The sequence below is a fragment of the Mesorhizobium sp. M0833 genome (genome assembly GCF_040319905.1).
Lineage (GTDB): Bacteria > Pseudomonadota > Alphaproteobacteria > Rhizobiales > Rhizobiaceae > Mesorhizobium.
Map to the genome: position 1 here is coordinate 64,275 of NZ_JAMYOQ010000016.1, position 26,907 is coordinate 91,181.

The following is a 26,907-nucleotide window of genomic DNA, read 5'->3' on the forward strand; positions in this document are numbered from 1 at the left end:
CGCTCAATACGGATCGACCGCATCGCGCAATCCATCGCCAAGCGCGTTGAACGCGAAGACGGTGACAAGCACGAAGCCGACCGGCGAGAGGATCCAGGGATAGGTGCCGATGACCGAATAGGTCGCGGTGTCCTGCAGCATCAGGCCCCAGGAGATCAGCGGCGGTTTCACCGCGAAACCGAGAAAACCGAGGAAGGATTCGAGCAGGACGACGCTGGGGATCGCCAATGTGACGGCAACGATGACGTGGCTCATCACGTTTGGAAAAATGTGCTGCATGATGATGCGGCCATCTGTGGCGCCGACCGCCATCGCCGCACGAACATAGTCGATCCGCGCCAGCGCCAGGGTCTTGCCGCGCACCTCGCGCGACATCTGCGCCCAGCCGAGCGCCGACATGACGACGATCACGAAGGCCAGGAAGACATTCGTCGGCGCCGTCACCGGAACAAGCGACGTCAGCGCCAGATAGAGCGGCAATTGCGGAAACGCGAGCACCAGTTCGACGAAGCGCTGGACCCAGACATCGAATGTGCCGCCGAAATAGCCCGACACCATGCCGACCGTCGTGCCGATCACGGTGACGATGAAGACCACGGTCAATGCGATCATCAACGAGATGCGCGAACCATAGATCGCACGAGCCAACACATCGCGGCCGAATTTGTCGGTGCCAAGGAAATGCACCGGCTGGCCGTCGGTCGAGCCGAAGAAGTGCCGGTTCGCGGGAAGCAGGCCGAGCAGTCTGTACTCCGCGCCCTTGACGAAGAAGCCGAGCAACCGCGGATGGTCGTAGTCCGGCCCGACGACGGGTTGGAAGGTAACCGGGTCGAGGTCTTCCGAATCCGCCAGGGCATAGACGCGCGGCTGGAAGACGAAGTTGCCGTCCTTGTCATGGAAGCTCATCATCTGCGGCGGGGCAAAGCCGACATCGGTCACCTTGGGATCCATCGGTGCGAAGAAGTCGGCAAACACCGCCAGCAGCACCAGAAACGCGACCAGGATGAGCCCGGCCATGCCGGTCCAGGACCGTTTCAGGCGGCGCCAGACGAGCGCGATGTAGCTCTCATTGCCGCGCGGCTTGATCTTGGCCGGTTCCTCGGCAAGCGGCGGCAGCGAGGGCTCGAAGGCAAGCATCTCAGGACCCTGCATATTGGCGCACACGCGGGTCGAGCATAACGAGCAGCATGTCGGCGATGATGTTGCCAACGATCAGCGTCGCCGACAGCACCATCATGAAGGTCGCCGTGACATAGACGTCGCCGACCGCCATCGAGCCGACGATCGCCGGGCCAACGGTCGGCAGGGCAAAGATGATCGCCGTCTCGATCTCGCCGGTCAGCATGTAGGGCAGCACCACGCCCTGATACATAACCAGCGGATGCAGCGCATTGGGCACCGCATGGCGCATGACGACCGCACCGCCGCTGAGGCCCTTGGCGCGAGCGGTCTCGACATATTGCGCGTTCAGCGTGTCGAGCAGATTGCCGCGCATCACCCGCATGTTGTAGGCGAGCCCGCCGAAGGTCGCGATGGCGACCACCGGCCAGACATGCCGGACGAGATCGACGAACTTCGCCCAGGACCACGGCGCCCCGCCAAATTGCGGCGAAAAGAAGCTGCCGATCTCGGAGACGTTAAACTGGAAGACCAGCAGATAGACGATGATCAGCGCCATCAGGAAGCGCGGTACCGTCATTCCGAGGAAGGAAATCGCTGACAGCGTACTGTCGATCCAGCTGTACTGCCTGGTCGCCGCCCAGATGCCGAAGCCGATGCCCAGCACCGATGCCAACAGGTGGCAGACAAGCGCAAGCAGCAGCGTGCGCGGCAGCCGCTCGCCTACCACGTCGGCGACGGGCTTGTTGTAATACAGGCTGTGGCCGAAATCGCCGCGGGTGATGATGCCGCCGATCCAGTTCAGGTATTGGAGCGGAACCGGCTTATCGAGGCCGTGCTCCACGCTGTAAGCCTTCGCCTGAGCATCCGCCTCGGCAAAGGAGGCTCCACCCTGGTTGATGAGCTGCAAGCGGATATAGTCGGCATAGTTACCCGGCGGTGCCTGGATGATCGCGAAGGTAACCACGCTCAAAATGGCGAGAACCGGTATTGCGGATGCTATGCGCATAAGCAGAAATCGCAGCATCGACCGTTTTGCTCCTCGCTCAGATTCTCAGTTATCCCTCACCGCTGGCTTTGTCCCGGCCGCGCCAGCAGCGCGGCCGGGAATTTTCAAGTCAGGGGAGGAAACTCAGTTCGTCGGACCCTTGTCCCCGGGCTTTCCGGGAAGCTGTTCGGGAAACAGCTCATATTTCTGCTGCTTGTCGGCGGCCACCCAGACCCGCTCGCGGACGATCGAGTCCTCGGCCCAGTTGAACATGAAGATTGGCGTTCCCTGCGGGATATTGGAGAAACGTTTGTTGATGATCAGCGCGCCGGGATATTCGGTGAGCCCGACGGTATAGACGTGTTCCGTCGAGATCTTCTGGAACTGCTTCATCAGGCTGGCGCGCTGGTCATTGTCCTGCGCCGAGACGAACTTGTTGACGATATCGACAAGGTCCTTCTCGAACGGCATCAGATCTACCTGGCCGTTTTCCGGAGCGCGGTGGTTCCAGCTGGTGCGCGGGCCGACCGGCGCCAGTTGCTCGGTGTTCTGCACGACCGAGGTGAGTTCCGTTTCGTTGCGCCTTATCAGCCAGTCGAAGCGACCGGAGTAATTGGCCTGATCGCGCTGGGTACCGTTCAACCCGTTCAGGACAACGCGAATACCTAACTTCTCCATCTGACCGACGACGCCCTCCGCGAGGCTCTTGTCGGTGGTGTAATCGTTGTTGACGAGCATCACGATCTCGACATTCTTGCCGCCGGCGGTGCCGGCAGGAAAATTGACGAAGCCGTCGCCGTCCGTGTCCTTTAGGCCTGCCTTGGCGAGTTCCGCCTTGGCGCCTTCGAGATCGAAGGGGTAGTAGACCGTCGACTTCCGGTCGTAGAAGCTCGTGCCCGAGGAGAAGCCGCCGGGATAGATGGCAGTGAACGGACCCTTGACCAGCGAGTCGCCGAGCGCCTTGCGGTCGAGCGCCATGGTGACGCCCTTGCGGAAATCCTCGTTGCGGTTCAGCTCGCGTATCGCCTGTCCGCGCTCGTCGGGGTTACCCCAGCCATTGGCTGAGAAATTCATGCGCAGATTATAGCCGATCAGCCGCGGACCGAACGCAAGCCGTGCCGGCGCGTCCTTTTGTGCCGCGCGCTTCAGCGAGGCGACGAAGTTCTCCGGCTGCTCCAGATTGGAGAAGTCGCCCGCCCCGGAGACCGCCTGAACGTCGCGGTCGGCCCAGGTCGACAATTTGTAGTGCAACTCGTTGAGATACGGCAGCTGGTTGCCCTTCTCGTCGACCTTCCAATAGTACGGATTGCGACGCATGACGATGATGTCGTCGGGGCGGTATGCCACCGGCACCCAGGCACCCATCACCGGCATGTTCATATACTCCGGCGGGAAGGCGTTCTTGAACTGCTCGTAGGTGTTCTTCGAATATTTCGGATGCTGCGGCTTGAGGATATGCGACGGGCCCGGACAGAAGGTGCCGTAAGCCATGGCGTAAAGGTATTGTTTCGGAAAGGCGTCCTTGAACGTCCATTCGACGGTGTAGTCGTCGATTTTCTTCAGCGTCGTGCCGACGCCGAAGGTCTCCTGCGTGGCACCGTTCAGCGGCGACACATTAGGGTCGATCACCTCGTCGTCCCAGTAGAACATCACATCGTCGGCGTTGAACGGAACGCCGTCCGACCATTTCGCGCCCTCGACCAGATGCATCGTCAGCGTGTGGCCGTCCTTGGACCAGTCCCAGCTCCTGGCGAGGTTCGGCAGCGGCTCCGTGTCCTTGGCCTCGACCTGGAACAGCGGCGCGGTGCGCGTCAGGCATTCGGAAAGGCCGATGTCGATGCCGCCCCAGCCCTGCGTCTGGCCGGCGCCATAGTTCCAGCCCTCCGGCCGGCCGCCGATGACATGACGCATCGTATCACCGTAGATACCGACGCCGTCCGGCATATTGCCGGTCTTGAAGACCAGCGGCTCCTTCGGTAACCGGTCCTTGACCGGCGGCAGCTTGCCTGCCTTGACGTATTTGTCGGTGACCCAATCGGGTTCGTGGTATTCCGGAAGTGCCTTGAACTCCAGGATGGAGTCGCGCGCGACGTACTTGATCTTTCCCTCGGCCGGAAATTGCGCGGGCACCGGCGGCACGGTCGGCTCGGATGCATACGCGTTCAGGGCCGAGGCCGAGACGCTAAGCGCCAGCCCGGCGAGAATGCCAATGTTTCGGAAATTCCTCATCGTCTCTCCTCCCTGTTGTTCAGGAGCGCGTTGACGCCGCTCCATTTCTCCTCGAACGAATGTACTTCCGGGTGCGGTGCCGAAAATTCCTCCCGAAAGCTTGCCGCGATCCGTCCTGGCGAAATTCAGACGGCCTGCTTGAGAGCCGTTTTTTCCGCACGTAGTTCCTCGATCGAACGGACGTCGCGCCGTGCCGCTCCGGCCCATTCACGGGTCTTGATCCTGGATTTGGAAAGCCGCTCCTTCGCGGCCGGCACCGCATCGGCATATTGAGGCAGCCAGCGGGCCTGGGCGACGACCATTTCGTCCACCATCTGCCAAACCTCTTCCGGCGTCGAAACCGCGCCGACCAGCGGATCGTGCAGGACGGCGAGCTTCAGCAGGTCGATATCGCCTGAGATCGCCGCATGAACCGACATGCGCTGGACGTTGATCGAGGAAGTGCAAGTGGCGGCGCAGGCCTCCGGCAGCGTGATGCCTGCAGCCATGTTGATGCCGAAGCGATCGACGAAACCGGGCGACTCGATGATGGCGTCCTGCGGCAGGTTGGTGACGATGCCGTTGTTCTTGACGTTGAAATGGCCGCGATAAACGCGGTTCGTCTCCAGCGCCTCGAGAATGTGGCTGGCATGCTCGTTGGAGCGCTTGGCGGGGTCTATCGGCCTGGCGGCGGATTCCAGAAATTGCGGGAACTCCGTTTCGAACCAGTTGCGTGTTTCGGTCGAATAACGAAGGTAGCCGCCGGTCTCGCCGTGGATCCAGTCGGACATGTCTATCCAGCGGGTGATTTCGTCCGGCCGCTTGCGATACCAAGGCAGGTATTCGGAAAGATGGCCGTTGCTTTCGGTCGAATAGACGCCGAAGCGCTTCAGGACATCGATGCGCAGCTTTTCCTGCTGCGAATAGACCGGATGCGCCTCGAAGGCGGCAACCAGTTCGTCCTTACCGATCTTGCGGCCGTTGAGACGCAGGTCGATGAACCAGGTCTGATGATTGATGCCGGAGCAGATGTAGTCGAGCTCGGTGCGCGACTTGGCGCCGAGCACTTCGGCGATCTGGTCGGCGCCATGCTGGACGCCGTGGCAAAGGCCGACGGTATCGACCTTGCCATATTCGATCGCCGCCCAGGTGTTCATGGCCATCGGATTGGCGTAGTTTAGGAATTTCGCCCCAGGCTCGGCGACTTCGAGGATATCCTTGCAGAAATCGAGGATTACCGGAATGTTGCGCTGGCCATAGAGGATGCCGCCGGCGCAGATCGTGTCGCCGACGCACTGGTCGATGCCATACTTCAAGGGAATGCGGATGTCGTCCGCATAGGCTTCGAGACCGCCGACGCGAACGCAGCTGATAATGTAGCGGGCACCCTCGAGGGCGGCACGGCGGTCGGTCGTTGCCGTAACCTTGGTCGGCAGCCTGTTGAATTCGACGACCCTGTCGAGGATCGACTTGATCATCTGGAGGTTGCGTTCGCTGAGATCGGTCAGTGCGAATTCGACATCCCTGAATTCAGGAACGCACAAAATGTCGGTGAAGAGCTTCTTGGTGAACCCGACGCTTCCCGCACCGATAATAGCGATCTTGAAACTCATCAGCCTCACCTCGACCTGATCGAACGCTAGGGCAAAGGCGGCGAAAAGAGGCCTGGCCCGCCTGCCACATCATGCAGGCTGGAATCCGGCACTTCCTCCCATCCGCTCGTTGACCGCAGTTTCTTTTGCTTTTCTCGAGGGATTATGCGCCTTATTCGGCACGCGACCAGAGAAGGATTATGCTTTTAGGGGTAATTTTGTGCTGCGGAACTTGATCGACATCGGGCCGGCGGGCAGGACGGTATCGCTGCCGCGCGGGCGCCAGCGTCTACACACCATGCCGACAAGCACCGGCTATGAAGTGCGCGAGAACGAGGTCTACGACTGGGATGGGCGCAAGCGCGGCCAGACGCCGTTTACCGTGCTCCAGCATACGATCAGCGGCACCGGCCGATTGCGCTACGAGAACCGGAACTACCGCCTGCAAAAGGGCGACACTTTGCTGGTCCTCGTGCCGCACAACCACCGTTACTGGCTGGCCAAGGGCGAACGCTGGGAGTTCTTCTGGATATCGATGAACGGCGAGGAGGCACTGCGCATCCACAAGTCGATCCTTGCCGCCGTCGGTCCGGTGCTGCGGCTGCAGCCCTCGACGATCGATCATCTCGCGGATTGCAGCGTACGCCTGATCACGGGCGCGGTCTCGCCGGGAGCCGCCTCGGCCGTCGCCTATGAAGCCGCCATGGCGCTCTACGACGATGTCTTCGGCTCGCATGCCGTCACCGACGACAAGAGCGCCATGCAGCCGGTCATCGACCACATCAGGGCCAATCTCGACAGGCCGCTCCGCGTTGCCGATCTCGCCGAGATCAGCGGCCTGAGCCGCGCGCATTTCTCGCGCTGCTTCGCCGAGAGCGAGGGACTTCCGCCCGCCGAATTCGTGCTGCAGCAGCGACTGCAGCGCGCGGCGAAGTTGCTGACGAAGGCCGATTTCCTGCCGGTCAAGGAGGTCGCCATCATGTGCGGCTTCGAGGATGCCAATTATTTTTCCAAGGTCTTCCGCCGCCTCTACGGCATCAACCCGACGCAATTCCGCACCAACGGAATGTATGCCAGCCTGGGAACCGCCCGATAGATTGGCCCCGCTTGGCACCAGGTGAGGGAACGCTTTTGCTTCCCCTCGGTTTAGGACAAGAGAGCCCGCTCGCCGCTGCCGCACCCCGCTCTGGCGGAGATCAGGCCACAGATATCAGGGGAGTGATCGATGAACAACCCCGATCCGAACAACCCGAATCCACTGCCGGACAATCCCAATCCGGAGCCGGCGCGGCCGCCTGCCCCGCCGGAGACTCCGCCGGGAGAACCTCCAGGCGTACCCCCGCCCTCGCCGGATCCAATTCCGACGCCGGATCAGGAGCCACTTGGAGTTCCTCCCGGCACGCCTTCCGAAATTCCTTCGGAACCGACCTTTCCCGGGCCGACCGCCTGAAGGCGGTCGGAGTGGAGGATGGGTGATTTGGCGAAGCGCTCGAAACGGGTCTTGCCATGGAACGTTTTGCGCTGGCGCTCATTCACCCTTCCATCACGAAATTCGGCGGCGGGCCCTGCAACCAACGGAGGTTAAAATGAAAGTTGGCAACTGCATGACAAAGGACGTCGAGATCGCCAGTCCGCAGCAAACCCTGCGCGATGCGGCAGAAATGATGGGTCGCCTCGACGCCGGCGCGATGCCGGTGGGCGAGAACGATCGACTTGTCGGCATGGTAACCGATCGCGACATCGCAATCCGCGGCGTCGCCCAAGGCAAGACACCTGACGCCAAGGTACGGGAAGTGATGAGTACCGAGGTCAGGTATTGCTTCGAAGACGAAGACGCGGAGGATGTTCTGCGCAACATGGCTGACCTGAAAGTGCGCCGCTTGCCAGTGCTAAACCGTGACAAGCGCCTGGTCGGCATCGTTTCGCTGGGCGACCTCGCCACCAACAGCGAGACCGCGACAGCAGGTGAAGCGCTGAGCGGCATCTCGCAACCCGGCGGCGAGCATTCGCAAACGATACACTGACGGCGCGCCACCGGCCGGCCTTTGCCACGACCGAACCGCCGGCTTGATAGACGCCGGTCTGCCGGCGAAACAGTTCAGAGGCGAATTGGACTCAACCCGACGAGGAGCAAGCCATGATTACTATGAAGGCCGTCCGTATCCACGATTTTGGTGGACCGGAGGTTCTTTCGCTGGACGCGGTTCCGTTGCCTCAGCCCCATGACGACGAGGTCACGCTCAAGGTCTACGCGGCAAGCGTCAATCCCGTCGACTACAAGGTTCGCGAGGGCTCTTCGGGCGCGGATCTGCCCGTCACGGTCGGCCGCGACGTGTCCGGCGTGGTGGAACTGTGCGGCACGCGAGCCCATACGCTGAAGAAGGGCGATCCGCTATATGCCATGCTCGGCAACGACCGCGGCGGCAACGCCGAATATGTCGTCGTCAAGGCAACGGAGGCGGCGGCGAAGCCGCAACGCTTAAGCCACGCCGAAGCCGCCGCGGTGCCACTTGCGGGCCTTACCGCGTGGCAAGGCCTTTTCGATCACGGCGGCCTCAAATCCTGGCAGCGGGTCCTTATCCATGGCGGCGCCGGCGGCGTCGGTCATCTGGCGGTGCAGTTCGCAAAGGCCGCGGGCGCGTTTGTCGCGACGACCGTGTCCGCGCAGGATTTCGATTTCGTTCGCGGGCTTGGCGCCGACCAGGCGGTCGACTACAAGAACCAGCGCTTCGAGGAGGTTGTCGAGGACGTCGACCTCGTCTTCGACCTGGTAGCGGGTGAAACACAGGACCGCTCGTGGGACGTGCTCAAACCCGGGGGGACGCTCGTCTCAACGCTTTCCGAACCGTCGGCGGAGAAGGCCCGCCTGCATCGGGCTCGCGGCGTTTCCTATTTGACCAAGCCTAACGCGGCGCAGCTTGCCGAGATCAGCCGCCTCATCGACGCCGGGAAGGTCAGGCCATTCGTGCAGGCAATCTATCCTCTTGAGGAAGTCGCCAGGGCCGAGGAACAGCTCGAGAAGCAGCACACGCGCGGCAAGATTGTGCTTCAGGTAGCTGCCTGAGCACTCGCCGAACAACAGGCCGCAGGCGAGTTTGCGGAGCGCTCGGACACAGGCCGTTTTCTGCCGTCCAGAAGCCCGGCGGCCGAGAGTTTGACACAGGACGGCCCGCCGGGCCTGGCCGGCTTAGGCAGATGCCGGTTGAAGCAGCATGCGCCGGGTTTGCCGGGATGCGCAAATCAAACAAATCAAGGAGATGCAACGGATTGTGAGGCACGTCACGACGACACCGTCGCACGGCCGCCGTCAGTTAACTGCGAAGCGAAGGGCACAGCGTTTACCGACAGGCGGGCTAGGTTCCTACCGGCCGCAAGCCGCAAAAAACCGCTTCAAACTGTCGGAAACCGGCGATAGGTTCGAACCATGTCTCAACCCGCCAATCCGATCTCCATTGCCCGTCGCGATCAGATGTTTCCAGCGCTGGCTGAGGCGGACCTGGACCGCATCGGCCGTTTCGGCGAAGCCGTGTCCTATGCCGCAGGCGAACAGATCGTTAAAGCCGGCGAGCTGGCGCCCGGTCTGATCGTGGTCCTGTCCGGCAAGGTGGATATCATCCAGGGGGGCAGCTTCGGCCGGCGCGAAACAATCGTCACGCACGGTGCAGGCAATTTCGTCGGCGAGTTGGCGCAGCTTTCAGCCCGGCCCTCACTGGTGGATGTGGAGGCGATCGAGCCGGTCGAGGCGCTCGTCATCCCCTCGCAAAGGCTGAGGGACCTGATGGTGCAGGAAGCAAACCTCGGCGAGCGCATCATGCGGGCGCTGATCCTGCGCCGTGTCGGCCTGCTCGAGAGCGGCACAGCCGGCCCGATCATTGTCGGACCGGTCGACAGCGGCGACGTATTGCGGCTGCAAGGTTTTCTGGCTCGCAGCGGTCAGCCGCATCGCGTTCTCGATTCGGCTGCCGATCCCTGCGCCAGGACGCTGATCGAACGCTTCCATGTCGATATCCACCATTTGCCGATCGTGCTCTGTCCAAACGGCAAGCTGCTGCTCAATCCCGGGGAGAACGAGCTTGCCCGCTGCATCGGCCTGGTGAGGCCGATCGACGCCGGCAAGCTGTACGACGTGGCCATTGTCGGCGCCGGACCGGCCGGCCTCGCTGCGGCCGTCTACGCGGCTTCCGAAAGGGTTGTCGACGATCGTGCTCGATTGCCGTGCCTTCGGCGGACAGGCGGGTGCCTCCTCGCGCATCGAGAACTACCTCGGTTTTCCGACCGGCATTTCGGGAATGGCGCTGATGGCGCGCGCTTACAACCAGGCGCAGAAATTCGGCGTCGAGATGGTGATACCGGACGAGGCGAAGCTGCTGGGCAGCGCAAGCGACAGGTCCGGTGCCCACTACACGCTCGCCGTCGGCGGCGGGGAGACCGTGCGGGCACGGTCGGTGGTGATCGCCAGCGGAGCGCGCTATCGCCGCCTCGACATGGCAAACCTGGCGCAATTCGAGGGAACCTCCGTGCATTACTGGGCTTCGCCGATCGAAGCGCGGCTTTGCGCCGGGCAAGAGGTAGCCCTGGTCGGCGCCGGCAATTCGGCTGGACAGGCTGCTGTCTATTTGGCGGCGCATGTGAAGAAGGTATGGCTGCTGGCGCGCGGCAGCAGCCTGGATGCGAGCATGTCGCGCTATCTGGTGGAGCGCGTCAGCGCACAGCCGAACATCGAAGTGCTGGCTGAGACGCAGATCACGGCGCTGGAAGGCGCCGACGGCACTCTTGGCAAAGTGCGCTGGCGCAACCGCGACACCGAGACAACACGTCCGATCCGCCACCTCTTCCTGTTCATCGGCGCCGATCCGAACACCGACTGGCTGGCGCAATGCGGCGTGGCGTTGGACATGAAGGGCTTCGTTCGCACCGGGCCTGACATTGGCCAGGAACGTGGTGCACTGGAGACGAACCGCGGCGGCGTGTTCGCCATCGGCGACGTGCGCTCCGGCTCGATCAAGCGCGTCGCCGCTGCCGTCGGCGAAGGCGCCCAGGTGGTTGCGGCGCTGCATGCATATCTCGCGCGAAACGGCAGCCTAGCCGTGGCGCCACAATTGGTCAGGAGCGTATGATGGCAGACGAATGCAGGCACGCCGGGGACATTCGCGACGTGACGCCGAGCGCGCTCGGCTGCGAGGAATGCCTGAAGAGCGGTTCGCAGTGGGTGCATCTGCGGCTCTGCCGCACATGCGGTCACGTTGGCTGCTGCGACGACTCGCCCAACCGTCATGCCACCAAGCATTTTCGGGCAACCGGCCATCCTGTCATCGAAGGCTACGATCCGCCGGAAGGCTGGGGATGGTGCTACATCGACGAAATCTTCCTCGACCTCGGCGACCGCACCACGCCGCAAAACGGACCGATACCGCGCTTCATTTGAGCTTTTTTGCCAGCGGGCCGCTCGAGCAATTCCAGAAAAAGTGTGAACGGTTTTTGTCCGCAATTGGGTCAAAAAGGATGGAGCTGTTCGGCGTTTCCGTGAAGAACCGTTCTAGTCCAAGGCTGCTTCGGCTTGAGTGGGGGTATCGCGTCCCTCTGGTGGTGCCGATGAACGCTCGCGCATTTGCCTGACGGTCTGGAGGACACGATCGGCAAGAGATGCAAGCGCACCCTGTGCCGTGCGCGTCCCGATGACGGATTCCAGTGTAACCGCCTGCGTCGAGAATTTGTGTTTGAACGACTCTGCGCCACAGAGGAAATCGACCATGCTCAAGCCGTGATCGATCGACCACTGCACGTAATCCATCAACAGGATCACACCCGGCGACGCCCGGCCGAAATCCGGATCGAATGTCGTCACGAAGGCCATCATCACGTCGTGCTGGACGAAGTTGATCGACACCGCGACCATCACGCCATTGCATTCGAGGACGAAGATATGCAGCACGCCGGCGCGCGCCAACGCATCGACGAGCGCGGCGAGTACCGGCACGCCCTCTTCGAACAGGTCTGACTCACGCATGCGCTCGGTCAGCCATTTCCGCTTCAAGGCCGCGAGGCGCTCCAGTACCGGTTGCAGCGGCTCGTCGGGGGCAAGCAGGCGAAATCTCACCTCTCCGGTTTCTTCCAGCGCTTTGATGCCGCGCCGATAGTTCTGGCGCGTCTTTTTCGACTGGTCCGCGAACCATGCCGCTCCGCTTTCCCATTGTCCGGCAACGCGATAGCTGACTTCCGTTCGGTGAAAGTGACGAAGCCTGATGCCGCCGAAAGCTCCCGGCGTGAAAATTTTGCGGGCCGCCGCATCCGGCGAAAGACGACTGATCAAGGCAAGATCGAAGCCGCCTGCATCGCAGAGTTGGGTCCATAGCTCCTGCAGCGCCGACAACGAGCATTCCGGAGCAACGAGAATATCCCCATAGTCGCTATAGCTGCCGGCCGCCCATTCGAGAAACCGCAGCCCTCTGCGCCTGCCGATCGCCAGCGGAACGACAGCAACGAGTTTCTCGCCCTTCCAGACCAGGCCGATCCGCAACGCGCGCTGGTCACGGCGTTGTACGGTACTCCACCATGCCGAAATCCAGGCATGGCTTTGAAAGATCAGCCCGTCGGTACGATGCCAAAGGTCCATCCAAGCGGCTTCGACCGCAGCCAGACGATCCGCCGAACGGACGATTTCCAGGCGCTCCGCGCCTAGGACGTCGATGGAAACAACAGTGTTCATGAAGGAGAACTGTCCTGTGGCTGCGCGACTACATTGGGCCGCCTGTGAAACAGTCGCATGACGTGCCTTGCCATCTTCTTCAGCGGCAGGATGTAGAGCCCAAAGAGCGACTGATAATCGCGCACATCACGATCGATCAGGCCAAATTTCAGGTCTTCATCCGGTTCCGGGACAAATTGCGTTCCGAACAGACGATCCCAGAACGAAAAAAGCAGGCCGAAATTCTTGTCATAATGACGAGGGTCGATGCTGTGATGCACCTGGTGCCAGTGCGGACACAGGATGATGTTGTTCAACGGGCCGAACGAGATCTTGAGATGCGTATGACGAACAAAGTCCATCATCAGGATGTTACGGATGACGTAGACGTTGATGCCGAAGATAGCGACCTCTACCGGATCGAGTGCGATCAGGCTCCATATACCGAAGCAGATGCCCGGAATGACGCCATCCCACATGCGGTTCATCAGATCGTCCAGCGGATGAACCCGGTCCTTGGTGATCCCCACCATCACTTCGGCCGAATGATGTACCTTGTGCAATTCCCACAGGAACGGGAAACGGTGCTGGGCGACGTGGTAGAGGTAGTATGAGATATCATAGGCGACCAGCATGGTTGCGGTGAAGATGACGATCGTCACTGGTCCCGCCGGGCCGCCGAGAAGCGGCGCGTGGATGTTAAGGAGCCAGCCAATTGCCTCGCGTGTGCCATAGCCCACCGCGACGACGAAGGTGACGCCGGCGGGAATAAGCAGGAAAGGCATCATCGCCCGTTTCGTGATCCAGAACAGGGCGTCGGCTCGCGCCGACGGGTGCAGGATGACTTCCTGGGGGAAGGCGAAGTCGAAAAAATCCCTGAGAGACTTATGTTCGGCAGTTCGCCAGTAGGCGACCACCGCGCTGCCCAGTGCGGTGAGGAGAAGCAGGCCGAGCGTGGTCAGATTGACGTTCGAAAGCTTTTCCACAATCGCTCTGGCAAATTCGGAAAACATCGTTGCAGCGGCTCCTGGTCGTAAGAAGGCAGTCTGGGGTCGTACGAAGGCGATCTGGCGAATAGCAAAGCACAAAATTCCCGCCAAACTTGCTACGCCGCCTGCAACCAGTGGCTGTTGCGGACGCAGCGGGCAAAGCAGGCTGGATGGTGCGAGACTAGCAGATCAACGGTAACGAAACCGCTAAATGTCCAAACGTAATTAATGTCGAATACGGCTGGAACTCGCCCGGCAACTCTACGTTGGCGCCGGTTTTTGCCGTTGTGGCGGGTGAATTGGGGCAAGATGGATATGGATTCCGGCTTCGCCCACTTCACCGTGCCAGGCGAGGCGTTCGGCCTGCTGCCTGGTGCCAAAGCGCAGTGAAACCCAACCGCCCTGCCCCGGCATGTCACCGCCGGCGCCGACGTCGAGCGCAGCGTCAGGAAAGCGGATGGCCAACAGCGCCTCGTCGCCGCGCAATACCGTGACCGTATCTTCGTGCCGGTCGGCATGGAGGCCGGCGGCCAGTTGGAAGACGATCTCGGACTGACGCCCGCCGCCGAGCAGTTGGTCGGTGATGAGGATGCCATCGGCCTGGCGCGCCAAAGTGCGCTGATGCACGACGCCGAAGCGGCTTCTATAGCCATCATGCCGGGCGCTCAGCCTCCAGTGCGGTCCCGGCTCGCTCTCCACCAGCGCTGCGACTGCCTTGTGCGACCAGTTGAAATTTCCAGCGATGGTACTTTGGCTCTTGCCCTCGATGTTCAGCGTGTTGTGCGCCGGTGTGGAGCGGAACCAGTCGCGCCATGCGCCTCCCGAGCCGTAGAGCCAGGTGCCTGGATCGACCAGCACCGGCTCACCGTCGATGCACAGGGTGAGCGACAGCGCGTCGGCATGGCCGTGCGCCGCTATCGAGAGATATCCGAGCGGTCCGTGGTCGAACGTCAGTTCGACATTGCGGCCATTCATTGCTCCGCGCCAGACTGAGAGCCCGCCTTGCGCGAATGTCTGCAAGCCGTGCACCACGGGCGCCGGACCCGACGGCGCACCAAAGAAAAGCGAACGAAAGTCGTCGGGCTCCGGCGCGTTGCCCGGCGTCCCCAGTAAGCCTTGGATGGCGGACGCGACGGATCGGACATAGTTCGGCTCGTCCCCCAGCTTCAGCACGTGGCCCTCATCGTCGTCGCCGAAGCGGGCGGCTTTCTGTGGCAGCCAGCCGACGAAATTGGCGAAGGCGCCCAGACGCGCTTCGACAGCCGAGGGAAACGGCGTTCCCGCCTGGCGTGCCGCGGCGGCGCACAGCAAGATGAGTTCGGCGCTGAAGGCTGCATAGGTCGGTGTTTGCTCGGCACCTGCGCCATCGGCAAGTATCTGCTTGTGCGTCTCATTCAGGAGGGCGCCGCGGGCGATTTCGGATCCGGCCCCGAGCGCCAGGCCGGCCAGATATTCGCCGGCCAACTCTGCGACGAGATGGTTGTTGGCGGAGGAATATCGCGACGGAAACCGCGGCAGCCAATAGGCGCTTGCCGCGAGTATCTCACCAGCTTTCCGCAGCGTCGCTGGGTCAAGCTGGTCGCCGACGAGGTCCAGGGTGACGATCAGGCTGATGGCCCGCAGCGCTACTTCGATGCCGGACGCCCAGCCGATGCCTCGGAACGGTGGATTGGCGGAATGCCAACTGCCGATTGCCGCCTCGATGGCACTCCGGGATCGATCGTCCTCGCCGAGGAGCAGGTGTGCAGCCAGTGGCGGCAATTGCTGCAGCCGGTTGATCTCCCAGACATATTTTATATCGCCAAGGTCGCCGCCATGGCGAAAATCGATGTCGAAAGTATGAGCCTCGGGGCCAGGCCAAAGCCTGCCGGTCACCGGATCAAGACGCCAAAGCTCGGCAGGAAACAACAGTTCGGGCTCACGCTTTGGCCATGTCCGCCCGAGTGCAGAAAACCGGCCCTGAAGCATCTCTTGCGCGGCCGCCGCTATGGCTTGCCGTTGGGCGTCGGTCGCTGCCAGCGCAGCATGACGAAATCCGGCCAGCACTGGGTGCAACCGCGGCGAGGGATAGCGCTCCCACCCATCATCGCGGCGGCGCGACGCGATCCTTCGACGTTGCTCCACCAGCCGGTGCAGCACCTCGGCCGGTCCCATGCTGCGCAATCGGTTGATGTACCAGCCGATTCTCATGCACGCCCCGTCAACGTTTCGGTCCTTGTATACCATGCCGTCGAAAAGCTGCGGGCCGCCAATCTTCTTTCCCGTTCGTTGCGGTTAATATCTCCGGCGACCATACGGAGAGAGCGATGCGAAAAGCGGCGTGTGTTGTTGCCTGGGTGCTCGCCTTGCTTGTGGCTGCCGACGCAGCGCCCATCGCTCTCAAGCGCGGCGTTGGCGTGCATCAGTGGCTCAACTGGTCGCCGGTGGAAAAAGACGGAACCTACGTTTGGCCGCCCTATCGCAGCGAAAAGGAGTGGCTTGCGGAAAGCAGGCCGCTCACCGACTGGCCGTCCGGGGAGGTGTTTGCCCACATCCGATCGATGGGCTTCGACTTCGTCCGGCTGAGCGTCGATCCCGGCCCGCTGCTTGCCAGCGAGGGCGCCAAGCGGCAACAGGCGCTGGACATACTTGCCGCCGCCGTCGAGCGGATCACGTCGACCGGCCTCAAGGTGGTTTTCGACCTGCATGGCGTCACTCAGGTTCCCGACTACAGCATGGAGATGATCTATGGCGGCGCCGACAGCGAGGGCGTTGCCCGCTATCGTCAAATGGTTGTGGCGGTCGCCGCCATGCTGGTCAAGATAGGCACCGACAAAGTCGCCCTCGAACCTTACAACGAGCCCGCATACTACCCTTGCGATGCGAGCGGCAGCGATGACTGGCAGCGGATCATGGCAGGAACCGTCCACGACATTCGAGCGGTCAGCAGCGAACTTACCATCGTTGCAACCGGCGCCTGCGGCGGCAGCATTGCCGGATTGGTCAACCTCAGCCCCGGCTTTGATGACCCAAACCTCTATTACAGCTTCCATATGTATGAGCCGCACAGCTTCACCCACCAGCGGCCCGATGACACAATCAGCTTTGCTTCGGGACTTCCCTGGCCGGCCGACAGCAGTACACCCGAAGTGGTGACCGAAACCCTTAGAGCGCGGATGGAGGCTGCCGGCTTGAGCAGGGTCGAGCAGGTCATGAACATGGCCACCGCGCGCCAAGCAATCGCGAGGTATTTCGAGCAGAACTGGGGCCAGAGCCAACTGGAGGCGAGCTTTCGCCAGGCTGTCGACTGGGCTGAAGGCCATGGCATCCCCAGTCGGCGGCTCTTCATGGGCGAATTCGGCGCTATCCTCATGTCCGCGGACGGCCGCATGGGCGCCTTTGAGGCCGACCGTTCGCGCTATCTCAAGGCAGTGCGCCGAGAGGCCGAACGCTTCGCGATCCCATGGTCTGTCTGGGAGTTCTCCAATCCCTATGGGATGAGCCTCATCCCGCCCGATGGTCCCCCGGTTCCTGACCCGGAGATGCTGCAGGCATTGGGCCTGCCCTAGGTGCCGTCACTCGCCCTCACCAAGGAACAACCGGTGGCAACCCCTGACCGCCAGGCGCCATCGAGGATGGCCCGTGGCAGCTTTCTCCCGGTTGGGTTGTGTCGGCACGAAGTGTTTAACACATTTGTTGTACTGAAGTGAGGAATGCGCGCGCCTAGGGGGAACAATGTGTGGAATTGCCGGATGGATCGGTCGAAGAGCTAAAAATCCACAAGAGCGGGCCGCCAGAATGTCAAACGCATTGCGGCATCGCGGTCCCGATGCCGAAGGCACCGAGATATTGGACCTGAATACCGGCGAGCAACAATTGGCATTGGTCCATCGCCGCCTGGCGATCATTGACCTAGCGCCCGAGTCGAATCAGCCGATGCAGATTGAGGACGGTCGTCTCAAAATAATTTTCAACGGCGAGATATATAACTACATCGAGCTACGCCAGGAACTGATCGGCCTTGGCCATCATTTTCGAACGCGCTCCGATACCGAGGTGCTGCTCCGAGCCTACGATCAGTGGCGCTTGTCAATGTTCGACCGGCTGAGCGGCATGTTCGCCTTTGCACTCTGGGATGCTCAGAGGCAGGAATTGATCCTCGCCCGGGATCCCTTCGGGGAAAAGCCGCTTTACCTCATGCAAAGCGAAAAATTGCTGCTGTTTGCCTCGGAGATCAACGCATTGCTGTCATCGCAGCAAGATGCTCAGGAACTCGATCTGGATGCCGTGCACGAGTATCTGAACTGGCGTTATGTGCCGGGACCGCGCACGCTTTTCAAACAGATCCGCAAGCTCAATCCGGGAAGCTATGCTGTCTGGTCGCAAGGGGTAGTCAAGGAAACGCGCTACTATACGCCTCCGGACCAGGCGGCCCTGACCGAGCGGATCGACGGAAAAACCGCAAAGCGGCGATTTCTGGAACTGCTCGACCATTCCGTCGAGATCAGGATGCGAAGCGATGCACCTTTTGGGGCCTTTCTCTCCGGAGGGCTCGACTCCTCGGCTATCGTCGCGCTGATGGCCAGGCACAGCGCCACGCCCATTCGCACGTTTTCTGTCGGGTTCGACGACGCAGCCTATAGCGAATTTGCATTCGCCCGACGCGTTGCCGATCATTTCAAGACCGATCATTGCGAACTTGTAATCCAGCCAGGCGATCTGATGGATCATCTGCCGACTATGGTTCGCCAACGCGGGGCACCTGTTTCGCAAAGCAGCGATATTCCAATTTACCTGATGTCGGAGCGCGCCTCGCAAGACGTCAAGATGGTGCTCACCGGCGAAGGAGCCGACGAGATTCTCGGCGGCTATCCCAAGCATCGCGCGGAATCACTGGCCGGGATCTACCAGTCGCTTGTCCCAGCCTCGCTGCACGATAACGTCCTTTCCCCTGTGGTACGCGCGATGCCGGGCGCGTCGGCCAAGGTCGATACGTTTGCCCGCACCGCGGGCGAAAGGGACTTTGCCGCCCGGATGGTCTCCTGGTTTGGAGCCGTTTCCGCGCAGCAGCGCGCTTGCCTGATCGGTGCGTCCGCAAGTCGCCGTTATGAGCACAACGACTTTCCGTTCTCGTCAAGCGCTGCGGCCTCCCATCTTCGCCGCGTGCTGTTTTTTGATCAGACGTCGTGGCTGCCTGACAATCTCCTGGAACGAGGCGACCACATGATGATGGCCGGTTCAATCGAAGGAAGAATGCCGTTCCTCGATCGCGACCTGGTCTCGTTCGTCAGCAAATTGCCCGATCGCTACAGGCTGGGTTGGTTGCACAGCAAGCAGATCCTGCGCGACAGCATGGCCAATATCCTCCCGGAGGAAATTCTCAGCCGCCGCAAGGTCGGGTTCAAGGTACCGGTCGCCGAATGGTTTCGCGGATCGATGAGGAACTACGTGCATGACCATCTTTGCTCGCCTCACTCCGTCATTCGCAGCTATCTGAGTCCGAAACAGCTTGATCAAATCGTCTCCGAACACACCACGCGCGCCGCCGACCACGAAAAACTGATATGGGCGCTGTTGAATTTGGAGATATTCCACCGCGAATTCAGGCTCGAAGCGCCGCCGCGATCATCGGCCTCAGCGCTTGACCGGTTGACGGCTTGACGCGGCCGACCGCCAGACGTCGCAGATTGCGCCGACAAACGGGGCGAGCTCAAGCCGTTCCCGATGCACAGCCATGGCACCGGCACCAAGCCTTGCCCTCAGTGCCGGGTCCTCCACGAGGCAGCTCAACGCGTCGGTCAACGCTGCAACATCGCCTGGCGGCACCAGCAGCCCGGATTGCCCGTCGGTGATTATGTCTTCGACCGCGCCAACCGGGGTCGCCACCACCGCCAAACCGGCTGCCATGCCTTCGATCACCGACATCGGCAGATTTTCGGCGAAGGAGGGAAGAACCAGAATATCGGCCGAAGAGATCAGCGATGCGACATCGTCAGGTCCCACCCAACCTGGAAAGGCGATCCGGTCTGCAATCCGCAGCGCGGCTGACTTTGTCCGTGCCGCCTCGACTTCGCCATCGCCGGCAATCGTGGCGCGCCAATTCTTGACAGGGCTCATGCGGTGCAGTGCCTCCAGCAATTGCGGTACGCCCTTGCGGTCGCCGATGCGGCCCAGGAACAGGATATGCACATGGTCGCCGCCGCCGACATGCGCCAGCGACGGGACTTCGGTCGCATTGGGCACGATCACAATATTGCCGGCTGCGCCCGGCGCCCGGCTGGCGACGAAATCGCGCCAAAGCCGACCCAAAACGATCACCCGATCGGCGTGCTCGAACAGAGCTTTGATACGGCCGCTTATGAAACCGCGGTCGGCTTTCCAGAATGTCTGATACTGCGCCCCGTGCAAATGCAGGACATAGGGTATCGACAGCAGCCGTGCCCAGGCGGCGATCACCATCTTGCGATAGGTGCTGCCGGAAACTGAGATGTTGATGTGAATGACATCGGCACGTCCAGCCACACGCGCTTTAAGCATCCGTAACCAAAAGCCGAGCATATAGAAGATCGAAAGTCCGACATGCCCCGGGCCACGGCTGGCAAGGAAGCACACATCGATGTCGGCGATTTCTTGCCGTTCGAACTCCTGCTTCAGCGCCCCCATGATGCGGTCGATGCCGCCCTGCCCCGAAACGCCCGACGGCGTCGCGACCAGGACATGTATTTTTCGATCGGATATGAGGCGCTGCAACATGATGGTACCCTAAATAACACAGACCGGGTAACTGCAAAGCAAACGTTCCCAATAAGGTTTACGGCAAATCTTTTAGTTCAAACTGAATCTGTTCACCCTTCGCCGTCATCGCGCTGGATTTTCCGCCAGTCGGCGGCTAGTCGAAGGTGAGTTTTCCAGGGACACGCCCTTGCTGCTCCGTTCCACGCTCATTTATGCTCCGGCGATCCTGCTGACGCGAATTTCGGCGCTGCTCCTGCTGGTCGTCGTGACGCGTTTGATCGACCAGACCGAGTATGGCCTGCTCACCCTGGTGGTGACCGTCGGTGAAATGACCGACATTGCCGTCACCAACTGGCTGCGCATCGCCTTGCTCAGGCTTGGCGGCAAGGGCGAGGTCAGCCGCGGCAGCCTAATGCTGGCGGGGCAGGTGTTGCTTGCGACCACGGCCCTGGCGCTGGTCATATCGATAGGCGCGTCGGCGGTGATCGTGCCTGAACGCTGGGTCGAGTTCGCGATCGCGGTCTGCGGCTATCTGGTCGCCGGATCCATCAGCCGCTTCGCCTTGACGGTGCTGCAGATGCAGCAGCGCCATTCGGTCTATTCAATGCTAGAAGCCCTGCGTGCGTTGCTGCAACTCGCGTTACCGATCGGCGCTATCCTTATCTTTCAGGACAGCTTTCTGACGGTGTCGCTCGGTTCGAGCCTCGGCGCCTTGATTGCCGGCATCGTGGCGGGGATCATGGCATCCCGACGCGTTGTTACCGGTCCGCCGCGTTTCACCCACAGAGACTTCTTTGCGCTCGGTGTGCCGCTGATCATCATGGCGCTGGTTGGGTTTGGGCTCAACAGCGCGGAGCGTCTGTTCCTCAAGTTCTATTACGATGCCAGCGCCGTGGCGATCTTCGCCGCAGCCTATGCGTTAGCCCGCCAACCGATCGATATGGTCGCCAACGCCATCAACATGGGCGCCTTTCCCGAGGTGGTCAGCCGCTTCGACGAGGACGGGCCCGCGGCATCGGGTCGGTTGCTGTCGCAGTTGATGGCCTTGATGATGCGGCTTTGCCTGCCTATTGCAGCGATGCTGGTCGCGCTCAGCGGCGATATCACTGAGCTCATGCTGCCCTCGCAATATCACGGCCGCTTCGGCCTGCTGTTTCCAATCATTGCCTTCAGCGTGCTGTGCGCCAACCTCACCAGCTTCGTCTATGGCGTAGTGGTGCACGCGCACAAGCGGCCGTGGCTGCTGATCATCGCCAACCTCTTCGGCTCGGTGGCAACAATCGCATTGTCCCTGCTGTTGATCCCCCCGATGGCCGAGATCGGTGCGGCTTTGGCGCTTGCGGGCGGCTCGGTAGTGGGCTCCATAACCTGCATTGTCATCAGCGAGCGGCTCACGCCGGTGCCGGTGCCGTGGCGCGACAACGGTGTTTCGGTAATCATCTCGCTCAGCACGGGGGTGGCCGCCAAGCTTGCCAGCATGGTGGCCGGCGACGTGCCGGCGATCTTCTCGCTTGTCGCCGGCGGCACCGCCGGCGCTGCGGTCTTCTTCGGGCTGACCTCGTTGTTCCATCCTGTAGCAGCGACGCAATTCGTCGCCCAGCTGCGGGCGCGGCTGCGGATCGCGTAAGGCGAAGTTCAGGGCCGACGCCTGTTTTGTGAGGGAACGCGAATCTATAAACCGGCGTTTCGGCGCCAGCGACGCTCCCAGAACTCTCGGCAGAGCAGCCCGGCATAGGCAGTGTTGGTATCGTAGTAGCGGCGCCACAAGCGTCGCGGCTCCTGGACGACGCGGAACAGCCACTCCAGGCCGGCCGCTTGTATCAGCCTCGGCGCACGGGCAACCTTGCCGCCATAGACGTCGAAACTGCCGCCCACGCCCATCACGAAGCTTGGGGCGAGTTCATCGCGGTAGCGTTTGAGAAAACGTTCCTTGCGCGGTGTCGGCATGGCCACCAACAGGCAGTCGGCATCCGAGGCGTTGATCGCCGCGACGATCCCAGCCTCGTCCTCCGGCTTGAAATAGCCGTTGCGCGTTCCCGCTATGCTGAGGCTCGGATGGTCATTGGCAAGTCTCGCTACGACCGCATCGAGAACGTGCTGTTCGGCCCCCAGCAGATACGGCCTGAATCCACGCATCGCGCAGAGGCTCAGCAGATTGATCATGATGTCGACGCCCGCCACCCGCTCGGGCAACGCGACGCCGCACAAACGGGCGCCCCAAAGCACGCCGATGCCATCGACATTGACCACGTCCGCCCCGGCCACGTCGTCGCGCAGTTCGGCATTCTGGCGCATGGTCACCAGCTTGGCGACGTTCACCACCACATGATGCAGCGGCCGCCGCAGGGTCATCGCCTCTTCGGCGATGGCCAGCGTCTCTGCCATGGTCAGCGCATGGATAGGTGCACCAAGGAACTCCCGGCGCCGTGATGCCAACAGGGAATGCTGCGCCCAAGCCGGGGCGTGCGCGTTCATGCGGCCTGCTCCCTTGCAAGCGGCACTTGTGCGATCTCTGGTTTCTTGCCTTCGATGCGGGCGTCCGGCTTGCGCGCCTTGCGCCACGTCCACAGGCCCCTCGTATCGACGAGCTTCTTGTCCTTGAGCGCTTCGGGGTCGACCAGATTGAATTGCCGATGGTCGACCAGGAGGACGACGATATCGGATTTGTCGATGGCCGATAGAGCATCGGTGAACACGATGCCCCTGCCCTCCAGCTCGTGCGGCAGCGCATTTGTGTTGGGTTCAGCCGCAATGATCTTCACATTGGGGATATCGGACAGAAGCTTCACCACTTCGACGGCCGGGCTCTCGCGCAAATCGTCGATGTTGGCTTTGAAGCTGAGGCCAAGACAGGCGATCGTCTGCTTGCGGGAGGGATCGAGCAAGGCCTCGATATCCCTGACCACCGACATGGGCCGCTCGGAATTGATCCGGCGTGCCGAAGCCATCAGCCGCGTGCTGTTGGGTGCGGCATCGATGATAAAATATGGATCGACCGCAATGCAGTGACCGCCAACGCCCGGGCTCGGCTGGAGGATGTTCACGCGAGGGTGCCGATTGGCGAGATCGATCACTTCCCATACATTGAGAGACAGATCCTGACACACTGCGGCAAGCTCGTTGGCAAAGGCGATGTTGACGTCGCGGAACGCGTTCTCCGTCAGTTTCACCAGCTCAGCACTTTCGGCCGTTGTCATGAACAGGTCGCCGGTGACGAAGGTCGAATAGAGTGCCGCGGTCCGCTCCGACGATTTGCGGGACAATCCACCGATCGAGCGATCATTGTTGATCAGCTCGGTCAGCACCTTTCCCGGCAGCACGCGCTCGGGCGAATAGGCGACCAGCACATCGGCGTCTTCGCCATGCTGGACAGGAAATTTGAGATCGGGCCGCAATTCGGCAAGCAGCCCGGTCATGATCCGCGTGGTTCCGACCGGCGATGTCGACTCCAATACCACAAGGTCTCCCCGCTTCAGCACTGGGGCGATGCTTCGTGCCGCCGCGAGCACGTAGGTTACGTCCGGCTTATGGTCGTGGGTCATCGGGGTCGGCACGGCGATGATATAGGCGTCCGCCGGCTGCGGCGTGCTGTAGGCCATGAGCTTGCCGTTCGCCACGACCTTCTGGATCAGACCGTCAAGGTCCGGCTCGACGATGTGGATTTCGCCGCGGTTGACCTTCTCGACCACCGCTCCGTTGACATCGACGCCAATGACGTTGAGCCCGCGGCTGGCGAAAATGGCGCAGGTCGGCAGGCCGATATAGCCCATGCCGATTACGGAAACGGTTTTGATTTCAGCCATGATGCAGCAGTTCCTCAACAATCCGGTTACTGGCCCGGCCATCGCCATATGGGTTGTGTCGTTCCGCCATGCCGCGATAGGCAGCCTGATCGTCGAGCAGGCGATTGGCGTTCAACAGGATTTTCTCGACATCGGTGCCGACAAGACGGGCGGTGCCGGCCACGATCCCCTCGGGTCGCTCGGTATTTTCGCGCATTACCAGCACCGGCTTGCCGAGTGAAGGCGCTTCTTCCTGCACGCCACCGCTATCGGTAAGCACCAGATAGCTCTGCTTCTGCAGGTACAGGAACGGCAGATAGTCCTGCGGCTCGACCAGGTGGATGTTCGGCACGCCTTCCAGGTCTGCGTTGACCACTGAGCGCACATTGGGGTTTGGATGGACAGGGTAGACGATCTGCACGTCTCCGCGCGCCGCCAATCCCTTCAACGCCGTACAGATGCGCTGGATGCCGCCGTCGAAATTCTCGCGGCGATGGCCGGTGACGAGGATCATCTTCTTGGAAGGGTCGAGGAAAGGGAAGCGGGCAGCGAGCTTCGCGTTCATCAGCCTGTCGGCATCGATCGCGCTTGAAAAATGCAACAGTGTGTCGATCACCGTGTTACCGGTCACGAAGATAGTGCTTTCGGCTTTTCCTTCGGCGATGAGGTTGTCGCGCGCCTGAACGGTCGGCGCAAAATGCCAGGTGGCGATGTCGCCGGCAATCTTGCGGTTCAGTTCTTCAGGAAACGGCGAGTTGATGTTGTGGCTGCGCAATCCTGCTTCGACATGAGCGACCGGGATACGCTTGTAGAAGGCAGCCAGAGCCGCGGCCATCGCCGTGGTGGTGTCGCCCTGCACCATGACGATATCGGGCTTGGCCTTGTCCAGCACCTCGGCCATGCCCAGCAGCACGCGCGAGGTCACGTCGAACAGCGACTGGCCGGGTTGCATGATGTTGAGATCGTGATGCACAGGCAGGCCGGTCAGCTCGACAACCTGGTCGACCATTTCGCGATGCTGGGCGGTTATGCATATTTCGGTGATGAAGCCTGGATGAGCAAGGGCGGCACGCGCCACTGGAAAGCATTTGAGTGCCTCCGGCCTCGTGCCGAACACGATCAGCAGTTTCTGCCTCGATGGCAGTTTTGGACGTGAAAGGACGTTCATCGCTGATCCTGGTCGCCTGCAGCCTTCGGGACATGCCGACTATTGCCCGCACGAGCTATAATAGCGTCGAGAAGCGCCTTCGTGATCTCAATTCTTAATATATGATTAACAACCAAGGCCGCGTTCTCCCGGCTTAACTCTTGTGAAAGGTTGGGCTGACAAGTAGTCTACGGTAGTAGTCTTGAAAAAGAATATATTGGATTGACTAATATTTTAATCATCGGCCACGCCGACGCATCCCGGCGCTGGGAAAATGAGCTTCTGGCGCGGTTGAGTGCGGCTGGACATGCGGTTTCGAGTAGCCGCGCGCCGACGCCTGAACCCAATGCGCGCGGAATGGATAATGTGCTGGCGCTCGAGGGCCGGCGCTTCGGCCCCTCACTGGCAAGCCGTTCCCGGCCGTTGCCATCCGGCGACACCGGCCCAGTCGATCTTATAGTCGATCTGACCGCTACCGCCGCACGACGGGGCACGCCTGTCCTGACGCTCGAATTTTGCGGCCACAGCAGCTTTGCCGCGGGCATGACCGAGATGCTGGCGAGCGGGCGGTTGCCCGAACTCAGCGCGCGCCTCGACGGCGTTGCCGTCGCCAGGGCACGGCCGATGATCAGCGATCGGCTATGGCTCTCCCGGACCAGCAACGACCTGCTCGCCGGCGCCATCTCCCTGATTGCCCAATGTGTCGCCCGCTTTTCCGCGGGCAAACTTGCGCCGATTATTGAGAGCCCGGCGCCGCCCCTGCAGAAAGGCGGATTTATCAGGCACTATCTGCCCTTTTTCGGCAGGGGAATGGTCGACCGCGCGGTGCAAAAACTGCGACGTGGTCGGCGCCCCTTCTATTGGCAGGTTGCTTACCGGCTGATCGACGGTCCAGGCGTCGCCGAAACCGGACGACTCGACGGTAAGCCGTTCACCGTGCTTGCCGATGACGGGCAGCGCTTCTACGCCGATCCGTTCGTTCTCGAGCGCGACGGCCGCCATTTTCTGTTTGTCGAGGAATTTCCCTATGCCACGGGCCGCGGCGTGATTTCGGTGGCCGAACTCGGCACCAACGGCACTTTCGGCGTGCCGAAGGTGGTGCTGGAGGAAGCGCATCACCTGTCATATCCGCAGGTGTTCGCTCACTCCGGCGAGATTTTCATGATCCCGGAAAGCGCTACGGCGCGCGAACTGGTCCTCTACCGTGCCGTGCAGTTTCCGGATCGCTGGGTACGCGATACGGTGCTGATGACGAACAGGGATTTCAACGACGCCACGCTGCTCGAATCCGACGGCCGCTTCTGGCTGTTGGGGACTGAGCGGTTCGGTCACGGTAGCGCGTCTGACACGATGGCGGTCTATTCCGCCCCGGCATTGCGTGGGCCGTGGGCTGCCCACGCGCTCAATCCCGTCGCCGTCGACCACTCCGCCACTCGGCCAGGCGGCGCCTTTATCCGCCAGGAGGGCTCGCTGCTGCTGCCGGTGCAAAACGGCTCAAGAGCCTATGGTGGCGGCTTGGGGTTAATGCGACTGGATCGGCTTGATGATTTCGATATCCGTTTCGAACTACCCCGCCCAATCGATCCGGGGCCGGCATGGGCCCGCGCGGGCATTCACACGCTCAACCGCGCCGGCGGTGTTGAGGTCGTGGATAGCGCCGGCTGACCGGATCTGAGGTCGGGG

General features: G+C 61.6%; 19 protein-coding genes and 1 pseudogene. 9 read left to right on the top strand and 11 right to left on the bottom strand.

All coding sequences use genetic code 11. From position 1 onward, the window contains the following. Positions 1-3 precede the first annotated feature (3 nt). The 4 genes from NKH98_RS19095 to NKH98_RS19110 form a co-directional block, all read right to left on the bottom strand. Positions 4-1,137, bottom strand: coding sequence for an ABC transporter permease (locus tag NKH98_RS19095; RefSeq protein WP_352467677.1), 1,134 nt, complete (start codon positions 1,135-1,137; stop codon positions 4-6). Between the two features lies 1 nt (position 1,138). Beyond that, a complete protein-coding gene (locus NKH98_RS19100; protein WP_352650414.1) occupies positions 1,139-2,146 on the bottom strand; it encodes an ABC transporter permease in 1,008 nt (335 codons plus the stop codon). A gap of 105 nt (positions 2,147-2,251) precedes the next feature. Continuing rightward, positions 2,252-4,336 carry an ABC transporter substrate-binding protein gene (locus tag NKH98_RS19105; RefSeq protein ID WP_352900610.1) on the bottom strand — a complete coding sequence of 695 codons (2,085 nt, stop codon included), beginning with the start codon at positions 4,334-4,336 and terminating at the stop codon, positions 2,252-2,254. A 125-nt stretch (positions 4,337-4,461) separates the two neighbouring features. Then, entirely contained in the window at positions 4,462-5,928 is a 1,467-nt protein-coding gene (locus NKH98_RS19110) for an alpha-glucosidase/alpha-galactosidase (RefSeq protein ID WP_254819493.1), read from the bottom strand. Between the two features lie 61 nt (positions 5,929-5,989). Between NKH98_RS19110 and NKH98_RS19115 the strand changes: the two genes are divergently transcribed. From NKH98_RS19115 to NKH98_RS19135, 5 genes and pseudogenes are all read left to right on the top strand, one after another. Then, a complete protein-coding gene (locus NKH98_RS19115) occupies positions 5,990-7,003 on the top strand; it encodes an AraC family ligand binding domain-containing protein (protein WP_502894278.1) in 1,014 nt (337 codons plus the stop codon). 490 nt (positions 7,004-7,493) lie between these two features. Further along, positions 7,494-7,931 carry a CBS domain-containing protein gene (locus NKH98_RS19120; RefSeq protein ID WP_352472517.1) on the top strand — a complete coding sequence of 146 codons (438 nt, stop codon included), beginning with the start codon at positions 7,494-7,496 and terminating at the stop codon, positions 7,929-7,931. Positions 7,932-8,044: 113 nt separating this feature from the next. Further along, the gene (locus NKH98_RS19125; RefSeq protein ID WP_352900613.1) at positions 8,045-8,971 is read left to right on the top strand and encodes an NADP-dependent oxidoreductase; all 927 of its coding nucleotides are present in this window, start codon (positions 8,045-8,047) and stop codon (positions 8,969-8,971) included. 360 nt (positions 8,972-9,331) lie between these two features. After that, positions 9,332-11,024 (top strand): annotated as a pseudogene (locus NKH98_RS19130) (FAD-dependent oxidoreductase). Beyond that, positions 11,021-11,332 (top strand): UBP-type zinc finger domain-containing protein, encoded by a 312-nt coding sequence (locus NKH98_RS19135; RefSeq protein ID WP_036238601.1) that lies wholly within the window; start codon positions 11,021-11,023, stop codon positions 11,330-11,332. The pseudogene NKH98_RS19130 and the gene NKH98_RS19135 overlap by 4 nt, the downstream one beginning before the upstream one ends. Before the next feature lie 111 nt (positions 11,333-11,443). Here NKH98_RS19135 and NKH98_RS19140 read toward each other — a convergent pair whose 3' ends face one another. The 3 genes from NKH98_RS19140 to NKH98_RS19150 all read right to left on the bottom strand — a co-directional run bounded on the left by NKH98_RS19140 (position 11,444) and on the right by NKH98_RS19150 (position 15,771). After that, the gene (locus NKH98_RS19140) at positions 11,444-12,277 is read right to left on the bottom strand and encodes a GNAT family N-acetyltransferase (protein WP_352900616.1); all 834 of its coding nucleotides are present in this window, start codon (positions 12,275-12,277) and stop codon (positions 11,444-11,446) included. A gap of 332 nt (positions 12,278-12,609) precedes the next feature. Next, complete coding sequence (locus NKH98_RS19145; RefSeq protein WP_352803068.1) at positions 12,610-13,605, bottom strand: sterol desaturase family protein; 996 nt, start codon at positions 13,603-13,605, stop codon at positions 12,610-12,612. A gap of 237 nt (positions 13,606-13,842) precedes the next feature. Next, positions 13,843-15,771 (bottom strand): heparinase II/III family protein, encoded by a 1,929-nt coding sequence (locus NKH98_RS19150; protein WP_352900619.1) that lies wholly within the window; start codon positions 15,769-15,771, stop codon positions 13,843-13,845. A 116-nt stretch (positions 15,772-15,887) separates the two neighbouring features. Here NKH98_RS19150 and NKH98_RS19155 point away from each other — a divergent pair, with 116 nt between their 5' ends. Beyond that, a complete protein-coding gene (locus NKH98_RS19155; RefSeq protein ID WP_352900621.1) occupies positions 15,888-17,129 on the top strand; it encodes a glycoside hydrolase family 5 protein in 1,242 nt (413 codons plus the stop codon). A gap of 166 nt (positions 17,130-17,295) precedes the next feature. Then, entirely contained in the window at positions 17,296-19,221 is a 1,926-nt protein-coding gene (gene asnB, locus NKH98_RS19160; RefSeq protein ID WP_352900624.1) for an asparagine synthase (glutamine-hydrolyzing), read from the top strand. Here the strand turns inward: asnB and NKH98_RS19165 are convergent. Then, entirely contained in the window at positions 19,195-20,313 is a 1,119-nt protein-coding gene (locus NKH98_RS19165) for a glycosyltransferase family 4 protein (protein ID WP_352900627.1), read from the bottom strand. The genes asnB and NKH98_RS19165 overlap by 27 nt on opposite strands. A gap of 169 nt (positions 20,314-20,482) precedes the next feature. Between NKH98_RS19165 and NKH98_RS19170 the strand changes: the two genes are divergently transcribed. Then, a complete protein-coding gene (locus NKH98_RS19170) occupies positions 20,483-21,922 on the top strand; it encodes a lipopolysaccharide biosynthesis protein (RefSeq protein WP_352900630.1) in 1,440 nt (479 codons plus the stop codon). Between the two features lie 44 nt (positions 21,923-21,966). On the opposite strand, the gene NKH98_RS19175 is transcribed toward NKH98_RS19170, so the two are convergent. The 3 genes from NKH98_RS19175 to wecB are packed head-to-tail and all read right to left on the bottom strand — an operon-like array spanning position 21,967 to position 25,245. After that, a complete protein-coding gene (locus NKH98_RS19175; RefSeq protein WP_352507204.1) occupies positions 21,967-22,770 on the bottom strand; it encodes a WecB/TagA/CpsF family glycosyltransferase in 804 nt (267 codons plus the stop codon). Continuing rightward, positions 22,767-24,098: a UDP-N-acetyl-D-mannosamine dehydrogenase gene (wecC, locus tag NKH98_RS19180; protein ID WP_352507205.1), complete on the bottom strand. Its 1,332-nt coding sequence runs from the start codon at positions 24,096-24,098 to the stop codon at positions 22,767-22,769. The genes NKH98_RS19175 and wecC overlap by 4 nt, the downstream gene beginning before the upstream one ends. Continuing rightward, positions 24,091-25,245 carry a non-hydrolyzing UDP-N-acetylglucosamine 2-epimerase gene (gene wecB / locus NKH98_RS19185; protein WP_352900632.1) on the bottom strand — a complete coding sequence of 385 codons (1,155 nt, stop codon included), beginning with the start codon at positions 25,243-25,245 and terminating at the stop codon, positions 24,091-24,093. Before wecB ends, wecC begins: the two co-directional genes overlap by 8 nt. Positions 25,246-25,446: 201 nt before the next feature. Here wecB and NKH98_RS19190 point away from each other — a divergent pair, with 201 nt between their 5' ends. Then, complete coding sequence (locus NKH98_RS19190) at positions 25,447-26,889, top strand: glucosamine inositolphosphorylceramide transferase family protein (protein WP_352900635.1); 1,443 nt, start codon at positions 25,447-25,449, stop codon at positions 26,887-26,889. Positions 26,890-26,907 lie beyond the last annotated feature (18 nt).